This is a genomic window from Microbacterium sp. CH1, assembly GCF_001595495.1.
In the GTDB taxonomy this organism is placed as follows: Bacteria; Actinomycetota; Actinomycetes; order Actinomycetales; family Microbacteriaceae; genus Microbacterium.
In genome coordinates this window covers 38335-58066 of sequence record NZ_LOSO01000024.1, presented here as the reverse complement: position 1 = coordinate 58066, position 19732 = coordinate 38335, and the positions used below count along the sequence as shown (strand labels likewise).

The following is a 19732-nucleotide window of genomic DNA, read 5'->3' as shown; positions in this document are numbered from 1 at the left end:
GGGTCAGAGCCGCTCGTGCGGCGTCGGCAGGGACTTCAGCACGGCGGCGACGGCCTTCCCGGCGACGGCGGGCTTCACCCCCGCGGCCGGGACGGCGCCGAGCTGGGCCGCGACCCGACCGGCGATGTACGGAGCCGCGAAGGAAGTGCCGCTCCACACCGCGAAGCCGCCGCGGTAGTCGTCCGGGTCGAGCGTCTCGCGCGGCAGCCCGTCGATGTCCGCACGGGTCGCGGCCTGCGCGCCGCCGACGAAGGCGGGCGAGGTGCTGACCACGGCGGCGCCCGGGGCGTACACCTGCACCCAGGGGCCGACGTTCGAGAACAGGGCGACGGAGTGCGCCGACGGGTTCAGGGCGCCGACCGACACGTGCGGAGCGCCGTCGTCGGACGGCAGCCCGTTGTCGGCGCCGGGCCACGGCCACAGCGAGGCGGGGAACGACGGCCGATCGATCGCGTCGTTGCCGGCCGAGCAGACGACCACGCAGCCGAGCTCTCTGGCCTTCGCGAGCAGCTCATACAGGGTCTTGCTGAAGAGCCCGTCGGTCGGGGTCTCGTGGTAGTAGCTGAGGGAGAGGTTGAGCACGTCGATGGGGAAGCCCGTCGTCGGGTCCTCGCGGTGCCGCCGCAGCAGTTCCACGACCTGCGCCACGGTTTCCAGGAGCGTGCTCTCGTCGACCACCCCGAGCGCGCCGGCGACGCGGATGGAGAGGATGTCGGCGTCCGGTGCCGCCTGACGCACGAGGCCTGCGATGAAGGTGCCGTGCCCGGCCACCGCGTCGATCTCGCCGTCGAGCTGCCCGTACAGGTCGGGGTAGCGTTCGGGGTCGGCGTCGTCCGTGAAGCCCACGGGGACGCCGTCGAGTTCGACGTGCCGGGTGACGATGTCGGACGGCAGCCAGGCGTGCTCCCCGCAGCCGGTGTCGAGGATCGCCACGACCGGTCGTCGTCCGCGCTTCGGAGCGGCGGCTCGAGCCGGAGCGGGGCCGAGCCAGGTGACCGGCTGCCGCGCCCCGCGTCCGGGCTCCAGGTAGTCGTCGCTGCCGCCTCCGCCGGGAGCGGCACCGCGGACGGGATTCGTCCGCGTGAACGGGTTCGTCCGGGTGAACGGGTTCGTCCGGGTGAACGGGTTGAGCCCGACCGGGTCGATCGACAGCACGTGCTCGAGGCTGGTCCGCGGCATCGTCGAGCGCGACAGCCGGCGCGCGCGCTGCAGCACCCGCCAGGCGTCGGGCGCCACGGGGGACTCGCCCCTGGTCGGCTCATCCGGCGTGGTCAGGCGCGCCCGCAGGAACCCCGCGACACCCGGCACGAGCTCGCCGTTCCCGATCTCGCGCTCCGGCGACTCCAGCTCCAGCCGCCAGCCGAAGGAGTCCGCGGCATCCCTCAGGGCGCGCAGCTCGCGGTCGTACGCCTCCTCCTCGCCGAGAGCGCGCGTGATGAGCAGGCGCTCCGGCAGGTACGCGGTGGGGAACGCCCGGATCCCGTCCACCGGTTCCGTGCTGGGGTCGAGGGCGGTGCCGCGGCGGATCGATCCCTCCGCGCGGTCCTGCCAGGTCCATCCCTGGGGCTGCTCCATCGGTCATCCTCTCCGTGGGCATCGCCGGCGACGGCGCCGTCGACGCGGGGTCACAACTCGAACTGCGGGGTCTCCAGGGTGCGGGTCTCGTCGCCGACCGTCGCGGTCAGGCGCACGCGGCTGAGCCCGGACGGCACCTCGTCGAACACGAATCGGCCGGTCTCCGCCGGGGTCGTGCGGCGCTCGCGCTCGCCCTGCAGCAACAGGATCTCCGCGGCGGCGGTGTCCACCCAGCCGTCGATCCGCCGTCGCCCGGACGCGGTCGTCGTGACGTGGAGGAGGATGCTCGTGCTGCCGTCGCTGAACTGCAGGGTGAGGGCGTCGGTCTCGCCGCGGACAGCGCCGCGCTGGCCCTCCACGAGCGTGAGCAGCGCGTACTCGCGGTTGAGCCCGTCCGCGGCGACCGCGGCGACCATCCGGTCGATGAGGCCGGCCGGGACGGGATCGACCTCTCTCCAGAGGCTGCGCAGGCGGGCGAACAGCCGGGCGTCGTCCTCATCGCTCATGATCGTCCCTCCGTCCGGGTGGCCGGGGCGTCGAGGAGGTCGCGGAGCTTCGCGAGGCAGCGGCTGCGGGTCGGGCCGATGCTGCCGACCGGCATGGAGAGGTCGCGGGCGAGGCGCGCGTAGTCCGGGCGGTCCTCGAAGGCGATCACCCGGAGCAGGCGCTGACAGCGCTCGGCGAGGCGGCGGACGGCGGCCCAGAGCCGCCGGTTCTCGTCGTCGAGCGCGGCGTGCTCCTCGGCGGACGCCTGCTCCGGAAGGAGGGCGTCCAGGTCATCGGATTCGGCGGTGTCGACGCGACCGACGGCCTTGCCGACCTTCCAGGCCTCGCGGCGGGCGGTCGTCGTCAGCCAGGCGGAGACGGCACGCGAGTCGGCGATCGCGCCGTGGCCGCGCACGAGCTGGAGCCAGGTCGTCTGCACGACGTCTTCTGCGAGGGTGCGTTCGAGGCCGTAGGCGCGCACGACGTGCCAGAGCACGGGCGTCATCAGCCGCACCAGGTCGTCCATCGAGCGGCCGTCGCCATCGCGCCACGCATCGAACAGGTCCGCGGCGCGTTCCCAGCGTGCACGCCCGTCGTCGGATGCCGGATCGAAGGCGGCGCCGGGGGCACCGTCGATCATGAAGCCCATTGTGATCACACCTACCAGGAGCACGGCAAGGGCTCGGTGATACATGTCGCCGTCCAAGAATTCCGACGGCCGGATCCGTGGTGCGACGCCGCCCTCGCTAGCGTGGAGGGGTGATCGCTCTCGTCGTCGTGCTGTTCCTCAACGCCGGTTTCAACGTGCTGGTCTGGCCGCGGTTCTACACCCGCGTCGCGAAGGACCCGCGTGCCAGGGACGAGAACGGCAAGGCCACCCCGTTCCTCCGCGTGCACGTCATCCTCATCGCGATCGCGCTGGTGCTGGCCGTGGCCTCCGCGGCGGCGGGGATCACCGTGCTCGCGGTCACGCCCTAGCGCGATTTCTCCGTCGGATGGGTGACGGCCACGATGCCTCACCACGATGACGCGTCCGCAGCCGTGGATCATCGACTTCGGTACTCGGCTCCTACCGATCATCGTCAAGACGGTGTATAACTATTCCGTCGAGCGAAGGGTTTTACATGCAGTTCGTGACGACCGAGGAGGCGGCGAGACGGCTCGGCGTGTCCACGCGGCGTGTGGTCGACATGCTCACGAGCAGACAGCTCGCCGGGCAGAAAGTACACCGGAGCTGGCTGGTGTCGGAGGCCGCCGTCAGCGAGCGCGAGCGGCTGCAGTATGGCGACGGTCGCCCTTTGAAGGCGGCGACGGCGCGCGCGGTTGTCGGCGCACTGTCCGCAGGCACCGCGCTGCCGGCGAGGCAGCGGGCGATTGTGCAGCACCGCGGTGTCGAGCAGCTCACTGCGGTGCTCGCGCGTTCGACGCGGGTCGAGAGATTCGCGACCCGAAACCCCGAACTCGCAGCTGAGCATCTGCATTTCACAGGAGCGAACGCGCTCGAGCGCATCGTCACCCATGCGAACGACGCCCTTGTCGGCCCGGCCCGGCAGCTCCACGGGTATCCGAAGGGGCTGCCTTACGAAGAACTCATCGATCACGCGATGCTCGTGCGCGACGACGAGAACGCGCGGGTCGTGCTCTATCGGTTCGAGGACGACATCTTTCCCTGGGACACCACTCCGACCGCGCTCGTCGCTGTTGATGCGGCGCGCAGCGACATCTCGCGGGTACACGCGGTCGGCCTTGAGGCGCTGGAGCGCATGAGGAACCAATGGCTGGCCACGCACACGCCGTAGAGGTCCCGGGGGATATCCCGCCGTGGCCGCTGGTTTTCGAGGTCGGGGCGGCGACTCCGCCCGGCAGCTGGGCACTCGTCGGCGGGCTCATGGTGCACGTGCATGCGCTTCGCGCCGGTGTAGAGGCTACCCGCCCGACACGCGACGTCGATCTGCTGCTGGACGTCGGCGCCGCCTCCGTCTCCGACATCGCCGGTTCCCTGACCGGGCTCGGCTTCGCCGCCGCGGACCCCTCGCCGGGGAATCCCCTCCATCGCTTCAGCCGAGGCGAGCATGACGTCGTCGACGTGATGGTGGCGCGCGATGTGCGCATGCGCACGCGCTGGCAGCGACGCCCGCTGTTGCGCTCGCCCGGCGCCGCACAGGCGCTGCAACGCCGTGACACCTACACGCTCACCTCCCTCGCTCGCTCCTCGACCATCGAGGTGCCGGACGAGCTCGGCGCGATCATCGCCAAAGCTGCCGCATACGCGGTCGACTCACGCAACCCTGGGCGACACCTCGAGGATCCCGCGGTCCTGGCTGCCACTGTAGGCAACCCGCGGGTCCTCGCACTGAGCACCCTCACGCGAAAGGACCGCCGGCACCTGCGCCGCGCCATCCCCTACCTCGCCGACGACCGGCACCCCGCCTGGCGAGTACTCGACTCCTACGATCGAACAATCGGGCAGCGAGTGTGGGCTGCGATCAGCATGGCGTGCCCGACGTGACCACTCAGGCTTCCTTTCGCGGGTACGACCACGCGCACGGGCATCGGTGCGCCGCTTCTCCACCTCAGTCCGCCTCGTACCGGGCGGCGTGCGCGGCCCAGCGGGACTCGACCGGGAGGCTGCGGAGGGCGCGGTTCCCGATCGCGAGGGCGGCAGCCACCACGCACAGGGCCGCGCAGATGAGGATGGTGCCCTGTCGTCCGAGCCCGGCCAGGCCGAAGCCGGCGATGAGCGGGGCGAGCGGCATCGCCCCCATCGCGAGGACCCCCATGGCGCTGTTCGCGCGCCCCAGCAGACGTGACGGCGTGGCCACCATGAAATAGCCCATCATCCCGGCGTTCAGGGCGGGGACGAGGAGCACCGTGGCACCGAGGACGGCGGCGACGGTCCACGGTGCCGACGCGAACGACAGCACGACGGCGCCGAGGGCGACCACTGCGAGCCCGCCGATCGTGAGTACGCCCGCCGGGATCCGGGGCACGAGGAGCGGGGCGACGATCGCGCCGACGAGCATCACGGCGCCGATGGCCGCGCTGACGGCTCCGATGAGGAGTTCGGAATGGCCCGCCTGCTGCAGCGCATAGACGGCCGTGGTGATCGCGGCGTTGAAGCCGAGGTTCACGATGGTCATGATGAGCATGACGCCGCCGAGGTCGGGGCGGGACAGCAGCCAGCCGAAGCCCTCGCGGAACTCCCGCCAGGCGTTCGGGCGCGCGGGGGGCGTGCCGCCGTCGTCCTCGTCCAGAGCGCCGACGTCGGCGATGCCCGCGCGCCGGACCTGTCGCCCGAGGAGCCCGGCGGTCACGGCGGCGACGAGGTGGCACAGGGTCATGACCGCGCCGACGAGCCAGCCGCCTACGCCGAGCAGCAGCCCGCCCAGCGGGCCGCCGGCGAGCTGAAGGGCCGCATCGCGCCCCTGGTTCGCGGCCTGCGCGCGCCCCATCGCGTCGTCCGGGACGATCTCCTTCAGCGCGCTCTCGCCGGCGACGTCGAAGAGGCCGCTCCGCGCGGCCAGCAGCACGTCGATCACGAGGAGGGTCGCGAAGGTGAGGGCGCCGCCGAGGGCGAGCAGGGTGAAGGCCCCGGCCAGCACGATCCCCAGAATCGAGCCGACGAGCATGAGCACGATGCGCCGGTGCCGGTCCGCGATGATCCCGCCCACGAGGGTGAGCAGCACCCGCGCCACCATGCCCGCCCCCGCGATGATGCCGGCCTGTGCGGGGTCGTTCGTGATGACGAGCGCGAGGAGCGGGACCGCGAACCCGAAGAGCGCCGCGGCGAGCCCCTTGCTCGTGTCGCTGACGAGCCAGGTGAGGTAGCGCGTGTTCTGCCACAGGCGGTGGGGCGTGGTCGTCGTGCTCATGGCTCGACGATAGTTCCGCAAGAATAATTGCGCAACTGTTCGTGCGCATTTGCGTGACTAGGATCGGGGAATGGCTGACGACGCGGAGAAGACCTCTCGGGAGGACGCCGCCTTCATGACGTCGGCCATGCTCAAGGCCTACTCGCACCCGCTGCGCCGCCAGATCCTCCGCCTCATCGCGCGCCGCGGTTTCCTGCGCGCCGCGGACATCGCCGGCGCGCTCGACGTGCCGGCCAACAGCGCCAGCTTCCACCTGCGGGTGCTCGCCGAGGCGGGGCTCATCGAGGAGGCTCCGGAGCAGGCCAGAGACCGCCGCGACCGTGTGTGGACGGGACGCAAGGGTGCCCTCACCGTCGGCGGTCCGGAGAACCCGGTCGCGGACGAGGCCCTCGGCGATGCGGTGGTGGCCGCGCTCGCAGAGGACCACGTCGACCTGCTGCGCCGGGTGGTGGCCTGGACGCCGGAGTACGTGTCGGGTCGCACCACCGAGGTGCATGCGTCGTTCGTGCGGCGCACCATCCGACTGACCGAGGCCGAGTTCGACGACGTGATGCACAAGATCAATGACGTGCTCTCCGCCGCCGACGACGCGCATGACGACACCGACCCCGCGGGCCGTCACTGGCAGCTGGACATCGTCGTCGCCGACGACACCATCTGACTCACTCGTCTTCGTCGTCGAGGCGCTCGCCGCTCAGGATGAGGATGCGGCGGAGGTGCATCGCCGTCAGCACGCCCGGTCCCATCGAGCTGCGCACGTCGAACGTGCGGTCGTCGACCTTCTCCAGCAGGAGCCGGATCGCCCGCGCCGCCTCCGCGCGGCGGCGATGCGCCGCGCTCGAGGCGGGGTCGTCCTCCGCGATGACGTCGGCGACGGCGTGGCAGGCCGCCGACAACGGCTCGGGCAGCGCAGGATCCAGGGGCATGGCCGCCGGACGCTCCCAGATCGTGTCGGCCGTCGCGTCGGCGATGTCCCGGATGAGGTGCGCGATCCGGTCGAGGGTGGAGAGCTGCTCGTGGATGTGGGCGGTGCCCGCATGCCGGCGTCGCGCGCGCGGGTTGTAGCGGACGCTCTCGTCGGCCTCGGCCAGGGCGGCACGGAGGTCGGCGGTGGTCTCGGCGAGCGCCGCGGCATCGTCGGCCCACTGTGCGGTCTCCGGCGGCCAGGACTCCGAGACCGCGGAGCCGATGTCGTGGAGGTGCCCGGCGAGCTGTCGTCGGAACTCCTCCACCCGCGCCTCGGCCGATCCGATGAGCGGGGCGGGGGCGAAGAGGAGGTTCACCGCCAGACCGATGACAATCCCGACCCCCATCTGGGCCAGGTAGCCGAGGGAGTAGTCGTCCGCGTTCTGACCGCCGATGATGAGCACGAACAGCGCCGCCATCGGGACGTACTCCTTGCCGACGCCGAACCAGCCGGTGCCGGAGACGAGAACGCCGAGGCCGACCACGAGGGGGATCGTCCACCACGTCGGCCCGACCGTGAGCACGATCAGCGCGGCCAGACCGATGCCGGTGGCCAGACCGAACAGGGTCTGCAGGCTGGACCGCATGGATCCCATGAGCGTGGGGTACATGCTCACGAGCGCGCCCAGGGGTGCGTAGTACGGGTACTCGTCGGTGACCCCCGGCATGTGCGGCGCGATCGTCCACGCGAGCCCGACGGCGAGTGCTGTCTTGGCCACGAGGAGCAGGCGCGCGGGGCGGACGGCCTCACGGAGGGTGCGGGCGAGGTACGAGCGGCGTTCGCGGACGCGCAGGCGCGAGAGGTCGGGCGTCACGGCATCCTCTCCTCGTGGCGGTCGGGTGGTCCTGTCCGGCGAGGATAGGGCCCGCAGGCGGCGTGCGGCCACCGGGTTGTCCCGGCTCGGGTCGCCGGGTAGAGGGCGGCCGAACGCGGATGCCGCGACCGCGCGGGGTGCGCGGCCGCGGCATCCGCGGATTCCGGTCGTCGCGTCAGGGCGTGGCCCGACGGAACGCGAGGAAGGAGACGACGCTGAGGACGGCCACGACCACGAGCCCCCAGAGGGCGAGGCCCACGGCGCCGAGGTCGAGGATGCCGAGCCACACGTCGCCCCACAGCTCGAGCCGTGTCACGAGGAACACGACCCCCACGAGGAGGAGCGCCAGGGCGACGCCGACGATGGTGAGCACCATCGGGCCCCAGCTCTTGTAGATCGTCGCGCCGGTGAACCCGACCACGAAGAAGAACAGCGCGAGCGTGAAGTAGACGACGAAGGCGCCGAGCGGGCCGGCCTCCCACAGCCACGGCAGGTGGAACACCCAGCCGTTCACGCCGTACCCGTTCGTGGCCAGCTCGATCGCGCCGCCCAGGAGGAAGAGGATGCCGAGCAGCGCGCTGCCGAGGATCGCGGTCATCAGCGTTCCGATGAAGAACTCGCGCCGGGTGACGCTCATGGCCTGCGAGAACGGGAAGGTCAGCGTCATGGCCGACAGCCCGATCGCGAAGAAGTACCACAGCGGTGCCTGGCCGCCTCCGCCGTACTTGGGGGCATCGCCGGGGATCATCGCGTAGATGAGGACCGAGATCACCACGGCCGAGGCGAGGATGATCAGCGGCACCCAGACGAAGGTCTGCCGGTTGATGAGCTGCAGGCGGATGACGTTGAGTGTGCGTCGCATCAGCGGACTCCTTCCGTGGTGGCGTCGGCTCTGGTGCCGGTGCGGGTCTCGGCCTTCTGTGTGAGGCGGACGATGAGCTGCTGCAGCGAGACGGGGGCGAGGTCGAGGCCGGCGGCCCGCACCTCCGCGCGATCGTCGGCGGTGAGGGCGCCGAGCACGGTGACGGAGGCGACGCGACCGAGCTCGTCCCGGTGCAGCACCTCGCGATCACCGACCCAGGCGTCGACCTTCGCGGCATCCCCGACGACGGTCACGGCGCGGTCGCGGACGGCATCCGTGTCCTCGTTGAGGAGGATCTGGCCGTTGTCGATCACGATGACCTTCTCGATGAGGTTCGCGACCTCGTCGATCAGGTGCGAGGAGAGGATGATCGTGCGCGGGTGCTCCGCGTAGTCCTCCACGAGACGGTCGTAGAAGATCTGCCGGGCGACCGCGTCGAGTCCCAGATAGGGCTCGTCGAAGAACGTGATCTCGGCGCGGGAGGCCAACCCGATGATGACGCCGACCGCGGAGAGCTGCCCGCGGGAGAGCTTCTTGATGGTCTGCTTCATCGGCAGCTGGAACTCCGCGATGAGCTCGTCCGCGAGGCCCTGGTCCCAGTGCGGGAAGAACAGGCGGGCGGCGGCGAACGCGTGCCGCGGGGTCGCATCGTCCGGATACTTCTGGCTCTCCCGCACGAAGCAGATCCGGCCGAGCACATGGGCGTTCTCGTACGGGTGCTCGCCGAACACCTTCACGGTGCCGGAGGATTCGAAGTTCTGGGCCGTGAGGATCGACATGAGTGTCGTCTTCCCGGCGCCGTTGCGGCCGAGGAGCCCGTAGATCGAGCCTCCCTCGAGAGCGAGCGACACGTTGTCGAGCGCCCGCTTCTCCTTGTAGCGCTTGGTGAGGTTCTGCACCTCGATGACGGCGGTCATGCGGGGTTCTTCCCTTCTGGGGTGGGGGCGGATGCGGCGCGCTGCCGGAGCAGGTCCGCGAGGTCTTCCGCGCCGAGGCCCAGCGTGCGGGCCTCCGCGAGGAGCGGGTCGATGTAACGGTCGGCGAAGGCCGCGCGGCGCTCGCCGAGGAGCAGGTCCCTGGCGCCTTCCGAGACGAACATGCCGATGCCTCGGCGCTTGTGGAGCACTCCCTTGTCGGTGAGCATGGCGACTCCCTTCGCGGCGGTGGCGGGGTTGATGCGGTAGAACGCGGCGAGTTCGTTCGTCGAAGGGGCCTGCGCCTCCTCGGCCAGCGAGCCGTCGAGGATGGAGTCCTCGATCTGCTCGGCGATCTGGAGGAAGAGCGGCTTGCCTTCTTCGATCACGAGTCCTCCGTGGTTTCTGGGTTACTTACTCAACTAAGTAACCATGGAACCGGCCACGGTGTCAACCCCTCTGCATGTGAGCGGGCACAGCTTCGGAGATCTCTGTCGACATGCCGCCCGTCGGTCGGTTCCGGCGGCGTGTCGGCCGTCAGCTCTGAAGTTGTGCACGGGGAGGGGGTGAGGCGGGCCGCGTACAGTGGGCTGGTGCCGGAGTTCCCCTACAGCCGCCTGCGTCGCTGGCCTGACGTCGAGGCGGACAACCTCCAGGCCCACGATGCGACCGACCTCCTGCTCGTGGAGCGCGCACTCGCGCTCGACGTGCCGGGGTCCGAGACGGTCGTGATCGGTGACGAGTACGGCGCGATCACGCTGGCGCTCACGGCGGCCGGGCGCTCCGGTGTCCGGGTGCATCAGGACCTCGCGACCGGACGCCGCGCCCTCGCGCGCAACGCGGAGGAGCTCGGAATCGGCGGGTTCGCGCCGCACGAGCTCGATGCCGATCTGCTCGCCGGAGCGAGACTGGTGCTGCTGCAGTTGCCGAAGGCCCTCGCCGAACTGGAGGAGATCGCCGACGCCGTGGCCCGCTGGGCCGGCGCGGACGTGGCGCTCGTCGCGGGCGGCCGCGTGAAGCACATGTCCCTCGGCCAGAACGACGTCCTGGCGCGGAGCTTCGCCCACGTGCAGGCGCAGCGCGCGGAACGGAAGTCGCGGCTGCTCGTCGCCACTGAACCCCTCCCCGTGCCGGAGTCGCCGCCATTCCCGGTCTCCGCGCGGCACGGCGACCTCGTCCTCGTGGCCCACGGCGGCGCCTTCGCCGGACCCCGTCTCGACATCGGCACCCGCACGCTGCTCGATGCGCTCGACCTCGACGGGAACGATGCCGGCCGCGTGCTCGACCTCGGCTGCGGGACGGGAGCGCTCGCCGTGTCCTGGGCGCGTGCTCGCCCGCGGGACCGGCTCGTCGCCACGGACCGCTCGGCCGCCGCCGTCGCCTCCGCCCGTGCCACCGCGTCGGCGAACGGGGTGGCCGATCGGGTCGAGGTCACCCACGATGACGCGGGGTCGGCGCTCGCCGCGGGGAGCTTCGACACGGTGCTCCTGAATCCGCCGTTCCACCTCGGCGCCAGCGTGCACACCGGCGCCGCGACCCGCCTGTTCGAGGCCGCCGCGCGCCTGCTCCGACCGGACGGGGAGCTGTTCGCGGTGTACAACTCGAGCCTCGGCTACCGGGCCGAGCTGACCCGGCTCATCGGCCCCACCGCGCAGCTCCGACGCACCCCCAAGTTCACTGTGACGCGCACCGTCCGGCGCCCGTGACGACCCCGCGACGAAATTGCTAGACGCTCGTACTATCCCCCGGTCAGCGGCGGAAACCCGGGCACGTCCGTGGCCCAGGATTTGCCGCTGACCGGCCATTTCGTTACGTTGGTCTGCGGGCCTGACGGCCCATAGACCAGTCCGCGGTCACGTCCTTCCTTCGATGAGCTGTGCGGCGAAGAGGCGTGGGCGTACGGTCGATCCCCTCTGCGGCGGATCCGAAATCCGCCGCCTGTGCCGCCACAGCGAAGACGTCGAACGGCCTCGTGAGGATCACCCGGGCGTGACCGAAGCAGGCTCAGCCACCCGAAGGCCGAGCCGCAGGGGAAACGTGTCCGAAACAGCACTCGAAGCGCGCCATCTGTACAAGGTGTTCGGGAGGAATCCGAGCGCCGCCGTTCGCCGGCTGAAGGCGGGGGAGAGCCGCACGGCCGTCGCCGACGCGGGGACCGCCGCCGTCATCGACGCCAGCTTCACCGTCAACCGCGGTGAGATCTTCGTCATCATGGGCCTGTCCGGATCGGGCAAGTCCACCATCATCCGCATGCTCAACGGGCTGCACGACATCACCGCCGGCACCGTCACCGTGGGCGGCGACCCGATCACGGGCATCCCGGCCGCGCGCCTGCGGGAGATCCGCCGCGACCGCATCTCGATGGTGTTCCAGCACTTCGCGCTGCTGCCGCACCGCACGGTCGCCGCGAACGTCGCCTACCCGCTCGAGCTCAAGGGCGTCGGCAAGGCCGAACGCCAGGCCAAGGCCGAGGAGATCCTCGCTCTCGTCGGGCTCGAGGGCCAGGGCGACAAGCTGCCCTCCGAGCTCTCCGGCGGTATGCAGCAGCGCGTGGGCATCGCCCGCGCCCTCGCGGCCGACAGCGACATCCTGCTCATGGACGAGGCCTTCAGCGCGCTCGACCCGCTGATCCGCCGCGAGATGCAGGAGCAGCTCCTGGAGCTGCAGCAGAAGCTCCAGAAGACCATCGTCTTCATCACGCATGACCTCAACGAGGCCATGTTCCTCGGTGACCGCATCGCCGTCATGCGCGACGGCCGCATCGTGCAGATCGGCACGCCGGAGGACATCCTCATGGACCCGGCGAACGACTACGTCGAGCAGTTCGTGCAGGACGTCGACCGTGCCCGCGTGCTCACCGCCGCGAACGTCATGGAGCGTCCGCGCCCCGTCGTCGCCGAGTCGGCCGGTCCTCGCACCGCGCTCCGCCAGATGCGCGACGCCTACATGTCGGCGACCTACGTGGTCGGCAAGGACCGGCAGCTCGTCGGCGTGGTCACCGACCGCGACGCCGTGAAGCTCGTGCGGCAGGGCGCCACGCGCCTCGACTCGATCATCAAGCCGGTGCTGCAGAGCGTGCGCGAGGACGACGTCCTCATGAACCTGTTCGTCCCCGCCGTCGAGTCGCCGTTGCCCCTCGCGGTGACGGATGCCGACGGCCGCCTCGCGGGCGTGATCCCGCGCGTCACCCTGCTCGCGGCGCTCGGTCCCGGGCCCGGAGCGACCGAGGAGATCCTGCTGCCGATGACCCCCATGCCCCAGGCCGAGATCGACGCCGTGCTCGACGACGGATGGACGGCCGAGCCCGGCCCTTCGACGAGCTCAGGGACCCAGGGTGGCTTCGGCTCAGAGGCACAGGGCGGGTTCGGCTCGGGGACCCAGGGCGGGTTCGGCTCAAGGACCCAGGGCTTCGGCTCAGGGACCCAGGCGGAGGGGGTGCGCTGATGGACGGTTTCCGCATCCCCGTGGGCGACTGGGTCGCCGCCGGCGTCGACTGGATCACCGCCAACCTCGACGGCCTGCTCGACGCGGTCTCGTTCGTGGTGAGCTTCCTCGTCGACGGCCTCACCCGCCTGCTCCTCACGCCGCACTTCGCCGTCATCATCGTGATCGCGGCGCTGATCGCCTGGCTCGTGCGCTCGTGGCAGCTCGCCATCGGCACGATCCTGTCGTTCGGGCTCATCGTCGCCATGGACCTCTGGGTGCCGGCTATGCAGACGCTCGCCCTGGTGCTCGTCGCCGCCGTCGTGGCCGTGCTGATCGCGGTGCCGCTCGGCATCTGGTCGGCGCGCAATGCGACCGTGCGCGCGACGCTCAAGCCGGTGCTCGACTTCATGCAGACCATGCCGGCCTTCGTGTACCTGATCCCGGCGATCGTGTTCTTCGGCATCGGTGTGGTGCCCGGACTCGTCGCCACCGTGATCTTCGCGCTGCCTCCCGGCGTGCGTCTGACCGAGCTGGGCATCCGCGGGGTCGACGCGGAGACCGTCGAGGCCGGACACGCCTTCGGAGCGACGCCGGGGCAGATCCTCCGCGGCATCCAGCTCCCGCTCGCGATGCCGACCATCATGGCCGGCGTCAACCAGGTCATCATGCTCGCCCTGTCGATGGCGGTCATCGCCGGAATGGCCGGTGCCGACGGGCTCGGGAAGATGGTCGTCGAGGCGATCTCGACGATCAACATCCCCAAGGGCGTCGAAGCCGGTCTGGGCGTCGTGCTCATCGCCGTGTTCCTCGACCGGGTGACCGCCGCTCTGGGCGCGCCCGGCGAGAACCGCTCCTCGCTCCTCGGCATGCTGAAGCGTCGCGGTTCGTCCCGGCCGTCCGCCCCCGTGTCGTCGGAGTCCGCAGCCTCCGCGCCCGCCGAGGAGGCTGCGACCGAATCCGAGCTCGCCCGCGCCTGAGCCCCCGCGTCCTCGTCTCCGTCCCACCCCTTTACGTCCGGTGCGGGACGGAAAAGGGGCGCCGGGGCGCGGATCCCGGCACGGTTTCGATCCCGGCACAGCTGTCCCGCGGCCTCGTCCGCACCTCCTGAATCACATACGGAACGCAAGAGAGAGAGTCACATGAAGAAGAAGATCCTGACCATCACCGCCCTCGGGGCTGCCGCAGCGCTCACCCTCGCCGGATGCAGCGGCGACGGCGCCGGTGGCACGAGCGGCGGCGGCGACGGTGCCGAGGACAAGGGCACCATCACCCTCGGGTTCCTGCCCTCCTGGACCGACGGCCTCAGCACCGCCTACCTCCTCCAGGACCAGCTCGAGAAGATCGGCTACACGGTCGAGATGAAGACGCTCACCGAGGCCGGCCCGCTCTACACCGGGCTCGCGCAGGGCGACGTCGACATGTACCCGTCGGCCTGGCCGGAGCTCACGCACGCCTCCTACATGGACACCTACGGCGACGACATCGAAGACCTCGGCACGTACTACAAGAACGCCAAGCTGACCCTCGCGGTGCCGGAGTACTCCGAGCTCACCTCGATCGAGGACCTCGCGGGCAAGGGCGCCGACTTCGACGGCAAGATCTACGGCATCGAGCCGGGTGCGGGCCTGACCGCCCAGACCCAGAAGATGATGCCCGAGTACGGCCTCGACGGCGAGTACGAGCTCGTCACCTCGTCGACCGCGGCGATGCTCACGGAGCTCAAGACCGCGACCGACAAGAAGGAGGACATCGTCGTCACGCTGTGGCGTCCGTTCTGGGCCAACGACGCCTTCCCCGTGAAGGACCTCGAAGACCCGAAGGGCGCCATGGGCAAGGCCGAGGGCCTGCACTTCCTGGGCACCGCGGGCTTCGCGGACGAGTTCCCGGAGGCGGCGGAGCTGATCGAGAAGATCAAGCTCGACGACGAGCAGTACGGCGCGCTCGAAGACCTCGTGGTCAACGAGTACGGCGAGGGCAAGGAAGCCGACGCGGTCGACGCCTGGCTCGAGGAATACGGCGACCAGTTCGACTGGACCGTCACGAGCTGACACCCGTCGCATGTCTCGAAGGAGGGTCTCCCGCAGCGGGAGGCCCTCCTTCGTCGTGGGTGACCCCACTTACATTCGGGTGCCGAAGGTGGAAGCATGGCGCGAAACCGGCGGGTCGACCAGCCCGCGGAGGGGGGACACGACCATGTGCACAGGACTGAGCTTCACGACCGCCGACCACTACTTCGGGAGGAATCTCGATCTGGAGTTCTCGTACAACGAGACCGTGACCGTCACACCGCGGAACTTCCCGTTCCCGTTCCACCGGCTGCCGTCGATGCCGACGCACCACGCGATCATCGGGATCGCGACGATCGCCGACGGCTACCCGCTCTACTACGACGCGGTCAACGAGAAGGGGCTCGGCATGGCGGGACTCAACTTCCCGGACAACGCGCACTACCCGGCGCCGGGGTCGGGCGACACCGAGGTCACGCCGTTCGAGTTCATCCCCTGGGTCCTCGGACAGTTCGAGACGGTGGCCGAGGTGAAGGAGGCCCTGCGGTCGGTGAGCCTCGTGGACATCGACTTCAGCCCGGAGTTCCCGCTGTCGCCGCTGCACTGGATCATCGCCGACAAGAGCGCATCGATCACGGTCGAGAGCGTGCGCGGCGGCCTCAAGGTCTACGACAACCCGTGGGGCGTGCTCACGAACAACCCCACGTTCGACATCCAGAGCTTCCGGCTCAACGACTATCAGCACCTCTCGAAGCGGCAGCCGAAGAACACGTTCGCCTCGGACGTGCCGATGGACCTCTACAGTCGCGGCATGGGAGGGATCGGACTGCCGGGCGACCTGTCGTCGTCGTCGCGGTTCGTGAAGGCGGTGTTCACGCGCATGAACTCGGTGTGCGGCACGTCGGAGTCGGAGTCGATCAGCCAGTTCTTCCAGATCCTCGGCGCTGTCGCCCAGCAGCGCGGGTGCGTGCAGGTCGGCGACGAGGAGAAGTACGAGATCACCATCTACTCGTCATGCGCCAACACCGCGACGGGCGTGTACTACTACACGACCTACGAGAACAGCCAGATCACCGGCGTGGACATGCACAAGGAGGATCTCGACGGCTCCGAGCTCGCGGCGTACCCGCTCGTGAAGGGGCAGCAGATCGCGATGCAGAACTGATCTCCGCTCCGCGCAACCCCCTCATCGGGAGGGCGGCCGCGGCGTAGCCTGTGGCCGTGGACGGGTTCGCGGCGGTCGACTTCGGGTTCGCCCGCGAGGTCCTGCAGCGGGGCATCGCGGCGCTGTACCTCGTCGCGTTCGTCTCGACGCTGAACCAGTTCCGCCCGCTTCTCGGTGAGCACGGCCTCCTGCCCGCACCCGTATTGCTGGACTGGGTGGCGCAGAAGCGCGAGCGCCGGAAGCTGCTGCACCCCACGCTCTTCACCCGCGTCCGCTACACCGATCGGCGTCTGGTCGCGCTGTGCGGGGCGGGGATCGTCATCGCCGCCCTGCTCATCGCCGGGGTGCCCCAGCTCGGGCCGCCGTGGGTGCCGATGCTCGCATTCCTCGCCCTGTGGTTCGGCTACATGTCGGTGGTGAGCATCGGGCAGACCTTCTACTCGTTCGGGTGGGAGATGCTGCTGCTGGAGGCGGGGTTCCTCGCGGCCTTCCTCGGCTCGAACGATCAGCCGCCGCCGACCGTGGTGATCGTGCTGTTCTGGTGGCTGCTGTTCCGGCTGGAGTTCGGCGCCGGGATGATCAAGATCCGCGGCGGACGCGAGTGGCGCGACCTCACCGCGATGACCTTCCACCACGAGACCCAGCCGATGCCCGGGCCGCTGAGCCGCCAGGCGCATCTGCTGCCGCGGTGGTTCCACAAGCTCGAGGTCGTCGGGAACCACGTCGCGCAGCTCGTCGTGCCGTTCTTCCTCTTCGCCCCGCTGCTGTCCCTCTGGCTTCCTGGTCCGGTGCCGCAGATCGTCGGTGCCGTCTCCGGCGGGATCGTGATCGCGACGCAGCTGTGGCTCGTGCTCACCGGGAACTTCGCGTGGCTGAACTGGGCCACGATCGTGCTCGGGTTCTCCGCGATCGGCCTCCCCGGCATCGGGACTCCGGAGCGGACGCCGGAGACCTCGCTGCCGTGGACGGTGTCCGGCATGCCGCTGTGGTGGGTCGTGGTGACCTCGGCGGTCGGGGCGCTGTTCGTCGTGCTGAGCGTGCCCGCCGTGCGCAACCTCTTCGCTCGACGACAGCTCATGAACGCGAGCTTCCACCGCTGGCAGCTCGCGAACGCCTACGGAGCCTTCGGCACGGTCACGCGGGAGCGGATCGAGATCGTCGTGGAGGGGTCGGACGACGAGGAGGGCCGGCACTGGCGCGAGTACGAGTTCCGCGGGAAGCCCGGGGACGTGCGGCGGATCCCGCGGCAGTTCGCCCCGTATCACCTGCGGCTGGACTGGCTGATGTGGTTCCTGCCGCTCGGGCACTCGCTGGACGACTGGTTCTCCGTGTTCCTCGTGCGGCTGCTGGAGGCGGATGCCCCGACGCTGCGGATGCTGCGCGTGGACCCCTTCCACGGCGAGCGGCCGCGGTGGGTGCGCGCCGTGTCCTACCGCTACCGCTTCACGACCCGCGCCGAGCACCGTGTCGACGGGGCCGTCTGGGTGCGGACCGGTCGCCGCGTGGTGCTCGGTCCGGTCGGCCTCCGCTGACTTCGAGTCGCGCACTGTGCGGCAAATCCGGGCCGGATGGAGCCATTCGGGCGATTCGAACGGCCGCCGAGCGCGGCGAAACGCCCCGGCCGGGGAGAGTCCCCGGTCGGAGCGTTCCGTCTCGCTGGACGTCGATCAGCTGACCTTCTTCCGGTACGAGATGATCGCGAACACGTAGGCGACCACGAGGATCCCGACGCACCAGGCGAGAGCGACCCAGATGTCGGACCCGACCGACTCCCCCGCGAACAACGCCTGGATGGAGTTGACGATCGAGGTCACCGGCTGGTTCTCGGCGAACCACTGCACCGGTGCCGGCATGGTGTCGGTCGGCACGAACGCCGAGCTGATGAACGGCAGGAAGATCAGCGGATACGAGAACGCACTCGCGCCGTCGACCGTCTTGGCGTTCAGGCCCGCGATGATCGCCAGCCACGTGAGTGCCAGGGTGAACAGCATCAGGATGCCGATCACGCCGAGCCAGGCCCAGACGCTCGCGCCGGTGCGGAAGCCCATGAGGAACCCGACCCCGAAGATGATCGCGAGGGTGATGGCGTTCGCGGTGAGAGACGTCAGCACGTGGGCCCACAGCACGCTCGACCGGGCGATCGGCATGGAGTGGAACCGCTCGAAGATGCCGCTCTGCATATCGGTGAACAGCCGGAACGCCGTGTAGGCGATGCCCGACGCGATCGCGATGAGCAGGATGCCCGGCAGCAGGTAGTTCACGTAGTTCTCGGCGCCGGTGCTCTGCTGGAGAGCGCCGCCGAAGACGTACACGAACAGCAGCATCAGGGCGATCGGGGTGACCGCGGTGGTGATGATCGTGTCGGGGCTGCGGAAGATGTGCCGCATGGAGCGGCCGGTGAGCGTCGCCGTGTCGGCGGCGAAGTGCGTGGTCATGCTGCATCTCCTTTCTGGACCTGGGTCCCTGAGCCCGCTTGGGTCCCTGAGCCTGTCGAAGGGGTCGAAGGGGTCGAAGGGGTCGAAGGGGTCGAGGGGCCGATGAGGGTGAGGAAGATCTCCTCGAGGGTGGGCTGCTTCTCGACGTACTCGACCTTCGCGGCCGGAAGCAGGCGCTTGAGCCCGGCGAGCGTGTCGTTCGCGATGATGCGGCCCTCGTGCAGGATCGCGATGCGGTCGGCCAACTGCTCCGCCTCGTCGAGATACTGCGTCGTGAGCAGCACGGTCGTGCCGCCGCCCGCGAGCTCCTTCACGACCTCCCACACCTCGATGCGCGACTCGGGGTCGAGGCCCGTGGTCGGCTCGTCGAGGTAGATGACCTCGGGGTCGCCGACCAGGCTCATCGCGATGTCGAGTCGGCGTCGCATCCCGCCGGAGTACGTGCCGACCTTGCGGCCCCCGGCCTCGGTGAGCCGGAAGCGCGCGAGAAGCCGATCGGCCACGGCACCGGGGTCGGGGAGGTGCCGTAGCTTCGCGACCAGCACGAGGTTCTCGCGTCCGGTGAGGATCTCGTCGACCGCGGCGAACTGTCCGGTGAGGCTGATGCGCTCGCGCACGCCAACCGGGTTCGCCGCGACGTCGATGCCCTGCACCGTCGCCGTGCCCGCGTCGGCCCTCAGCAGTGTGGAGAGGATGCGCACCATGGTGGTCTTGCCCGCGCCGTTCGACCCGAGGAGGGCGAAGATCGATCCCCGCTCCGCCTCGAAGTCGACGCCGCGCAGCACGTGCAGATCCTTGTACGACTTCTCGATGCCGCGCACCGAGAGGGCTGGCGTCGTCATGACTCGTCCTCCTTCTTCCTCGCCTCCGCGACCGCCTTGTTCAGCCGCGCGCGCTCCTTGTCGACCCACTGCGTGCCGCCGTAGGCCTCGGCGTAGTTCTCGGCGAACTCCACGGGGTCGTCGCCGATGATGTCGTCGATCGGGGTGCCGTCGATCGCGGCGCGCTCCCACAGGTCGGCGAGGTCGAGGAAGATCTGCACGAGGGTGTCCCCGTCGGTGATGCCCCCGTAGTACATCGTGTAGCGGTGCTGGGCGTTGGCGACCGTGCGGTACGGCTCCGGCAGAGCCTCGATCCGCGCCTTCGCCTGCTTGTACTGCTTCTTCTGCTCGAGCGATCCGGTGAGCGCTTCGATCCACTTCGCGGCCAT

At 70.0% G+C, this 19732-nt stretch carries 21 protein-coding genes; 10 read left to right on the top strand and 11 right to left on the bottom strand.

Going from position 1 to position 19732, the window contains the following annotated elements; genetic code table 11:
• Positions 1-3 precede the first annotated feature (3 nt).
• Genes AUV07_RS15600 through AUV07_RS15590 form a run of 3 tightly spaced genes read right to left on the bottom strand, consistent with a single transcriptional unit; the run spans position 4 to position 2701 of the window.
• On the bottom strand, positions 4-1575 hold the full coding sequence (locus AUV07_RS15600) for a S8 family peptidase (protein ID WP_062637545.1): 1572 nt from the start codon (positions 1573-1575) through the stop codon (positions 4-6).
• Positions 1576-1625: 50 nt separating this feature from the next.
• Positions 1626-2081 carry a hypothetical protein gene (locus AUV07_RS15595; protein ID WP_062637543.1) on the bottom strand — a complete coding sequence of 152 codons (456 nt, stop codon included), beginning with the start codon at positions 2079-2081 and terminating at the stop codon, positions 1626-1628.
• Complete coding sequence (locus AUV07_RS15590) at positions 2078-2701, bottom strand: RNA polymerase sigma factor (protein WP_231729557.1); 624 nt, start codon at positions 2699-2701, stop codon at positions 2078-2080. Before AUV07_RS15590 ends, AUV07_RS15595 begins: the two co-directional genes overlap by 4 nt.
• Positions 2702-2820: 119 nt before the next feature.
• On the opposite strand from AUV07_RS15590, the gene AUV07_RS15585 reads away from it, so the two are divergent.
• The 3 genes from AUV07_RS15585 to AUV07_RS15575 all read left to right on the top strand — a co-directional run bounded on the left by AUV07_RS15585 (position 2821) and on the right by AUV07_RS15575 (position 4570).
• Positions 2821-3039 (top strand): SCO4848 family membrane protein, encoded by a 219-nt coding sequence (locus AUV07_RS15585; protein WP_062637541.1) that lies wholly within the window; start codon positions 2821-2823, stop codon positions 3037-3039.
• A 146-nt stretch (positions 3040-3185) separates the two neighbouring features.
• Positions 3186-3860 (top strand): helix-turn-helix domain-containing protein, encoded by a 675-nt coding sequence (locus AUV07_RS15580; RefSeq protein WP_062637538.1) that lies wholly within the window; start codon positions 3186-3188, stop codon positions 3858-3860.
• Complete coding sequence (locus tag AUV07_RS15575; protein ID WP_062637536.1) at positions 3836-4570, top strand: hypothetical protein; 735 nt, start codon at positions 3836-3838, stop codon at positions 4568-4570. Before AUV07_RS15580 ends, AUV07_RS15575 begins: the two co-directional genes overlap by 25 nt.
• 64 nt (positions 4571-4634) lie before the next feature.
• Here AUV07_RS15575 and AUV07_RS15570 read toward each other — a convergent pair whose 3' ends face one another.
• Positions 4635-5933 carry an MFS transporter gene (locus tag AUV07_RS15570; protein ID WP_062637535.1) on the bottom strand — a complete coding sequence of 433 codons (1299 nt, stop codon included), beginning with the start codon at positions 5931-5933 and terminating at the stop codon, positions 4635-4637.
• A gap of 70 nt (positions 5934-6003) precedes the next feature.
• Here AUV07_RS15570 and AUV07_RS15565 point away from each other — a divergent pair, with 70 nt between their 5' ends.
• Complete coding sequence (locus AUV07_RS15565) at positions 6004-6594, top strand: winged helix-turn-helix domain-containing protein (protein WP_062637533.1); 591 nt, start codon at positions 6004-6006, stop codon at positions 6592-6594.
• 1 nt (position 6595) lies between these two features.
• Here the strand turns inward: AUV07_RS15565 and AUV07_RS15560 are convergent, their stop codons facing one another.
• The 4 genes from AUV07_RS15560 to AUV07_RS15545 all read right to left on the bottom strand — a co-directional run bounded on the left by AUV07_RS15560 (position 6596) and on the right by AUV07_RS15545 (position 9879).
• Positions 6596-7714, bottom strand: a complete 1119-nt coding sequence (locus tag AUV07_RS15560; RefSeq protein WP_157524116.1) for an FUSC family protein — start codon at positions 7712-7714, stop codon at positions 6596-6598.
• Positions 7715-7889: 175 nt separating this feature from the next.
• Positions 7890-8576: a hypothetical protein gene (locus tag AUV07_RS15555; RefSeq protein ID WP_062637530.1), complete on the bottom strand. Its 687-nt coding sequence runs from the start codon at positions 8574-8576 to the stop codon at positions 7890-7892.
• On the bottom strand, positions 8576-9493 hold the full coding sequence (locus AUV07_RS15550; RefSeq protein ID WP_062637529.1) for an ABC transporter ATP-binding protein: 918 nt from the start codon (positions 9491-9493) through the stop codon (positions 8576-8578). Before AUV07_RS15550 ends, AUV07_RS15555 begins: the two co-directional genes overlap by 1 nt.
• Positions 9490-9879 (bottom strand): GntR family transcriptional regulator, encoded by a 390-nt coding sequence (locus AUV07_RS15545; RefSeq protein WP_060923259.1) that lies wholly within the window; start codon positions 9877-9879, stop codon positions 9490-9492. Before AUV07_RS15545 ends, AUV07_RS15550 begins: the two co-directional genes overlap by 4 nt.
• Before the next feature lie 204 nt (positions 9880-10083).
• On the opposite strand from AUV07_RS15545, the gene AUV07_RS15540 reads away from it, so the two are divergent.
• The 6 genes from AUV07_RS15540 to AUV07_RS15515 all read left to right on the top strand — a co-directional run bounded on the left by AUV07_RS15540 (position 10084) and on the right by AUV07_RS15515 (position 17619).
• Complete coding sequence (locus tag AUV07_RS15540; protein ID WP_062637526.1) at positions 10084-11196, top strand: class I SAM-dependent methyltransferase; 1113 nt, start codon at positions 10084-10086, stop codon at positions 11194-11196.
• A 331-nt stretch (positions 11197-11527) separates the two neighbouring features.
• Entirely contained in the window at positions 11528-12934 is a 1407-nt protein-coding gene (locus tag AUV07_RS15535) for a quaternary amine ABC transporter ATP-binding protein (protein ID WP_231868292.1), read from the top strand.
• Positions 12934-13893 (top strand): ABC transporter permease, encoded by a 960-nt coding sequence (locus AUV07_RS15530; RefSeq protein ID WP_062637525.1) that lies wholly within the window; start codon positions 12934-12936, stop codon positions 13891-13893. The genes AUV07_RS15535 and AUV07_RS15530 overlap by 1 nt, the downstream gene beginning before the upstream one ends.
• A 162-nt stretch (positions 13894-14055) precedes the next feature.
• Positions 14056-14964 (top strand): glycine betaine ABC transporter substrate-binding protein, encoded by a 909-nt coding sequence (locus AUV07_RS15525; protein WP_062637523.1) that lies wholly within the window; start codon positions 14056-14058, stop codon positions 14962-14964.
• Positions 14965-15109: 145 nt separating this feature from the next.
• The gene (gene bsh / locus AUV07_RS15520; protein WP_062637521.1) at positions 15110-16087 is read left to right on the top strand and encodes a choloylglycine hydrolase; all 978 of its coding nucleotides are present in this window, start codon (positions 15110-15112) and stop codon (positions 16085-16087) included.
• A gap of 56 nt (positions 16088-16143) precedes the next feature.
• Complete coding sequence (locus tag AUV07_RS15515; RefSeq protein ID WP_062637997.1) at positions 16144-17619, top strand: lipase maturation factor family protein; 1476 nt, start codon at positions 16144-16146, stop codon at positions 17617-17619.
• A 135-nt stretch (positions 17620-17754) separates the two neighbouring features.
• On the opposite strand, the gene AUV07_RS15510 is transcribed toward AUV07_RS15515, so the two are convergent.
• The 3 genes from AUV07_RS15510 to AUV07_RS15500 are packed head-to-tail and all read right to left on the bottom strand — an operon-like array spanning position 17755 to position 19732.
• Complete coding sequence (locus tag AUV07_RS15510; protein WP_062637519.1) at positions 17755-18522, bottom strand: ABC transporter permease; 768 nt, start codon at positions 18520-18522, stop codon at positions 17755-17757.
• Positions 18519-19364, bottom strand: coding sequence for an ABC transporter ATP-binding protein (locus tag AUV07_RS15505; RefSeq protein ID WP_062637517.1), 846 nt, complete (start codon positions 19362-19364; stop codon positions 18519-18521). Before AUV07_RS15505 ends, AUV07_RS15510 begins: the two co-directional genes overlap by 4 nt.
• The gene (locus AUV07_RS15500) at positions 19361-19732 is read right to left on the bottom strand and encodes a DUF1048 domain-containing protein (RefSeq protein ID WP_025104172.1); all 372 of its coding nucleotides are present in this window, start codon (positions 19730-19732) and stop codon (positions 19361-19363) included. The genes AUV07_RS15505 and AUV07_RS15500 overlap by 4 nt, the downstream gene beginning before the upstream one ends.

Excerpts from the sequence above, each read along its gene's own strand:
- AUV07_RS15580 (WP_062637538.1), top strand. The coding sequence starts at position 3,186 with ATGCAGTTCGTGACGACCGAGGAGGCGGCGAGACGGCTCGGCGTGTCC.
- AUV07_RS15510 (WP_062637519.1), bottom strand. The coding sequence starts at position 18,522 with ATGACCACGCACTTCGCCGCCGACACGGCGACGCTCACCGGCCGCTCC.
- AUV07_RS15555 (WP_062637530.1), bottom strand. The coding sequence starts at position 8,576 with ATGCGACGCACACTCAACGTCATCCGCCTGCAGCTCATCAACCGGCAG.
- AUV07_RS15525 (WP_062637523.1), top strand. The coding sequence starts at position 14,056 with ATGAAGAAGAAGATCCTGACCATCACCGCCCTCGGGGCTGCCGCAGCG.
- AUV07_RS15565 (WP_062637533.1), top strand. The coding sequence starts at position 6,004 with ATGGCTGACGACGCGGAGAAGACCTCTCGGGAGGACGCCGCCTTCATG.
- AUV07_RS15600 (WP_062637545.1), bottom strand. The coding sequence starts at position 1,575 with ATGGAGCAGCCCCAGGGATGGACCTGGCAGGACCGCGCGGAGGGATCG.
- AUV07_RS15575 (WP_062637536.1), top strand. The coding sequence starts at position 3,836 with ATGGCTGGCCACGCACACGCCGTAGAGGTCCCGGGGGATATCCCGCCG.
- AUV07_RS15505 (WP_062637517.1), bottom strand. The coding sequence starts at position 19,364 with ATGACGACGCCAGCCCTCTCGGTGCGCGGCATCGAGAAGTCGTACAAG.
- AUV07_RS15550 (WP_062637529.1), bottom strand. The coding sequence starts at position 9,493 with ATGACCGCCGTCATCGAGGTGCAGAACCTCACCAAGCGCTACAAGGAG.
- AUV07_RS15530 (WP_062637525.1), top strand. The coding sequence starts at position 12,934 with ATGGACGGTTTCCGCATCCCCGTGGGCGACTGGGTCGCCGCCGGCGTC.
- AUV07_RS15570 (WP_062637535.1), bottom strand. The coding sequence starts at position 5,933 with ATGAGCACGACGACCACGCCCCACCGCCTGTGGCAGAACACGCGCTAC.
- AUV07_RS15500 (WP_025104172.1), bottom strand. The coding sequence starts at position 19,732 with ATGGCCGCGAAGTGGATCGAAGCGCTCACCGGATCGCTCGAGCAGAAG.
- AUV07_RS15595 (WP_062637543.1), bottom strand. The coding sequence starts at position 2,081 with ATGAGCGATGAGGACGACGCCCGGCTGTTCGCCCGCCTGCGCAGCCTC.
- AUV07_RS15590 (WP_231729557.1), bottom strand. The coding sequence starts at position 2,701 with ATGATCGACGGTGCCCCCGGCGCCGCCTTCGATCCGGCATCCGACGAC.
- bsh (WP_062637521.1), top strand. The coding sequence starts at position 15,110 with ATGTGCACAGGACTGAGCTTCACGACCGCCGACCACTACTTCGGGAGG.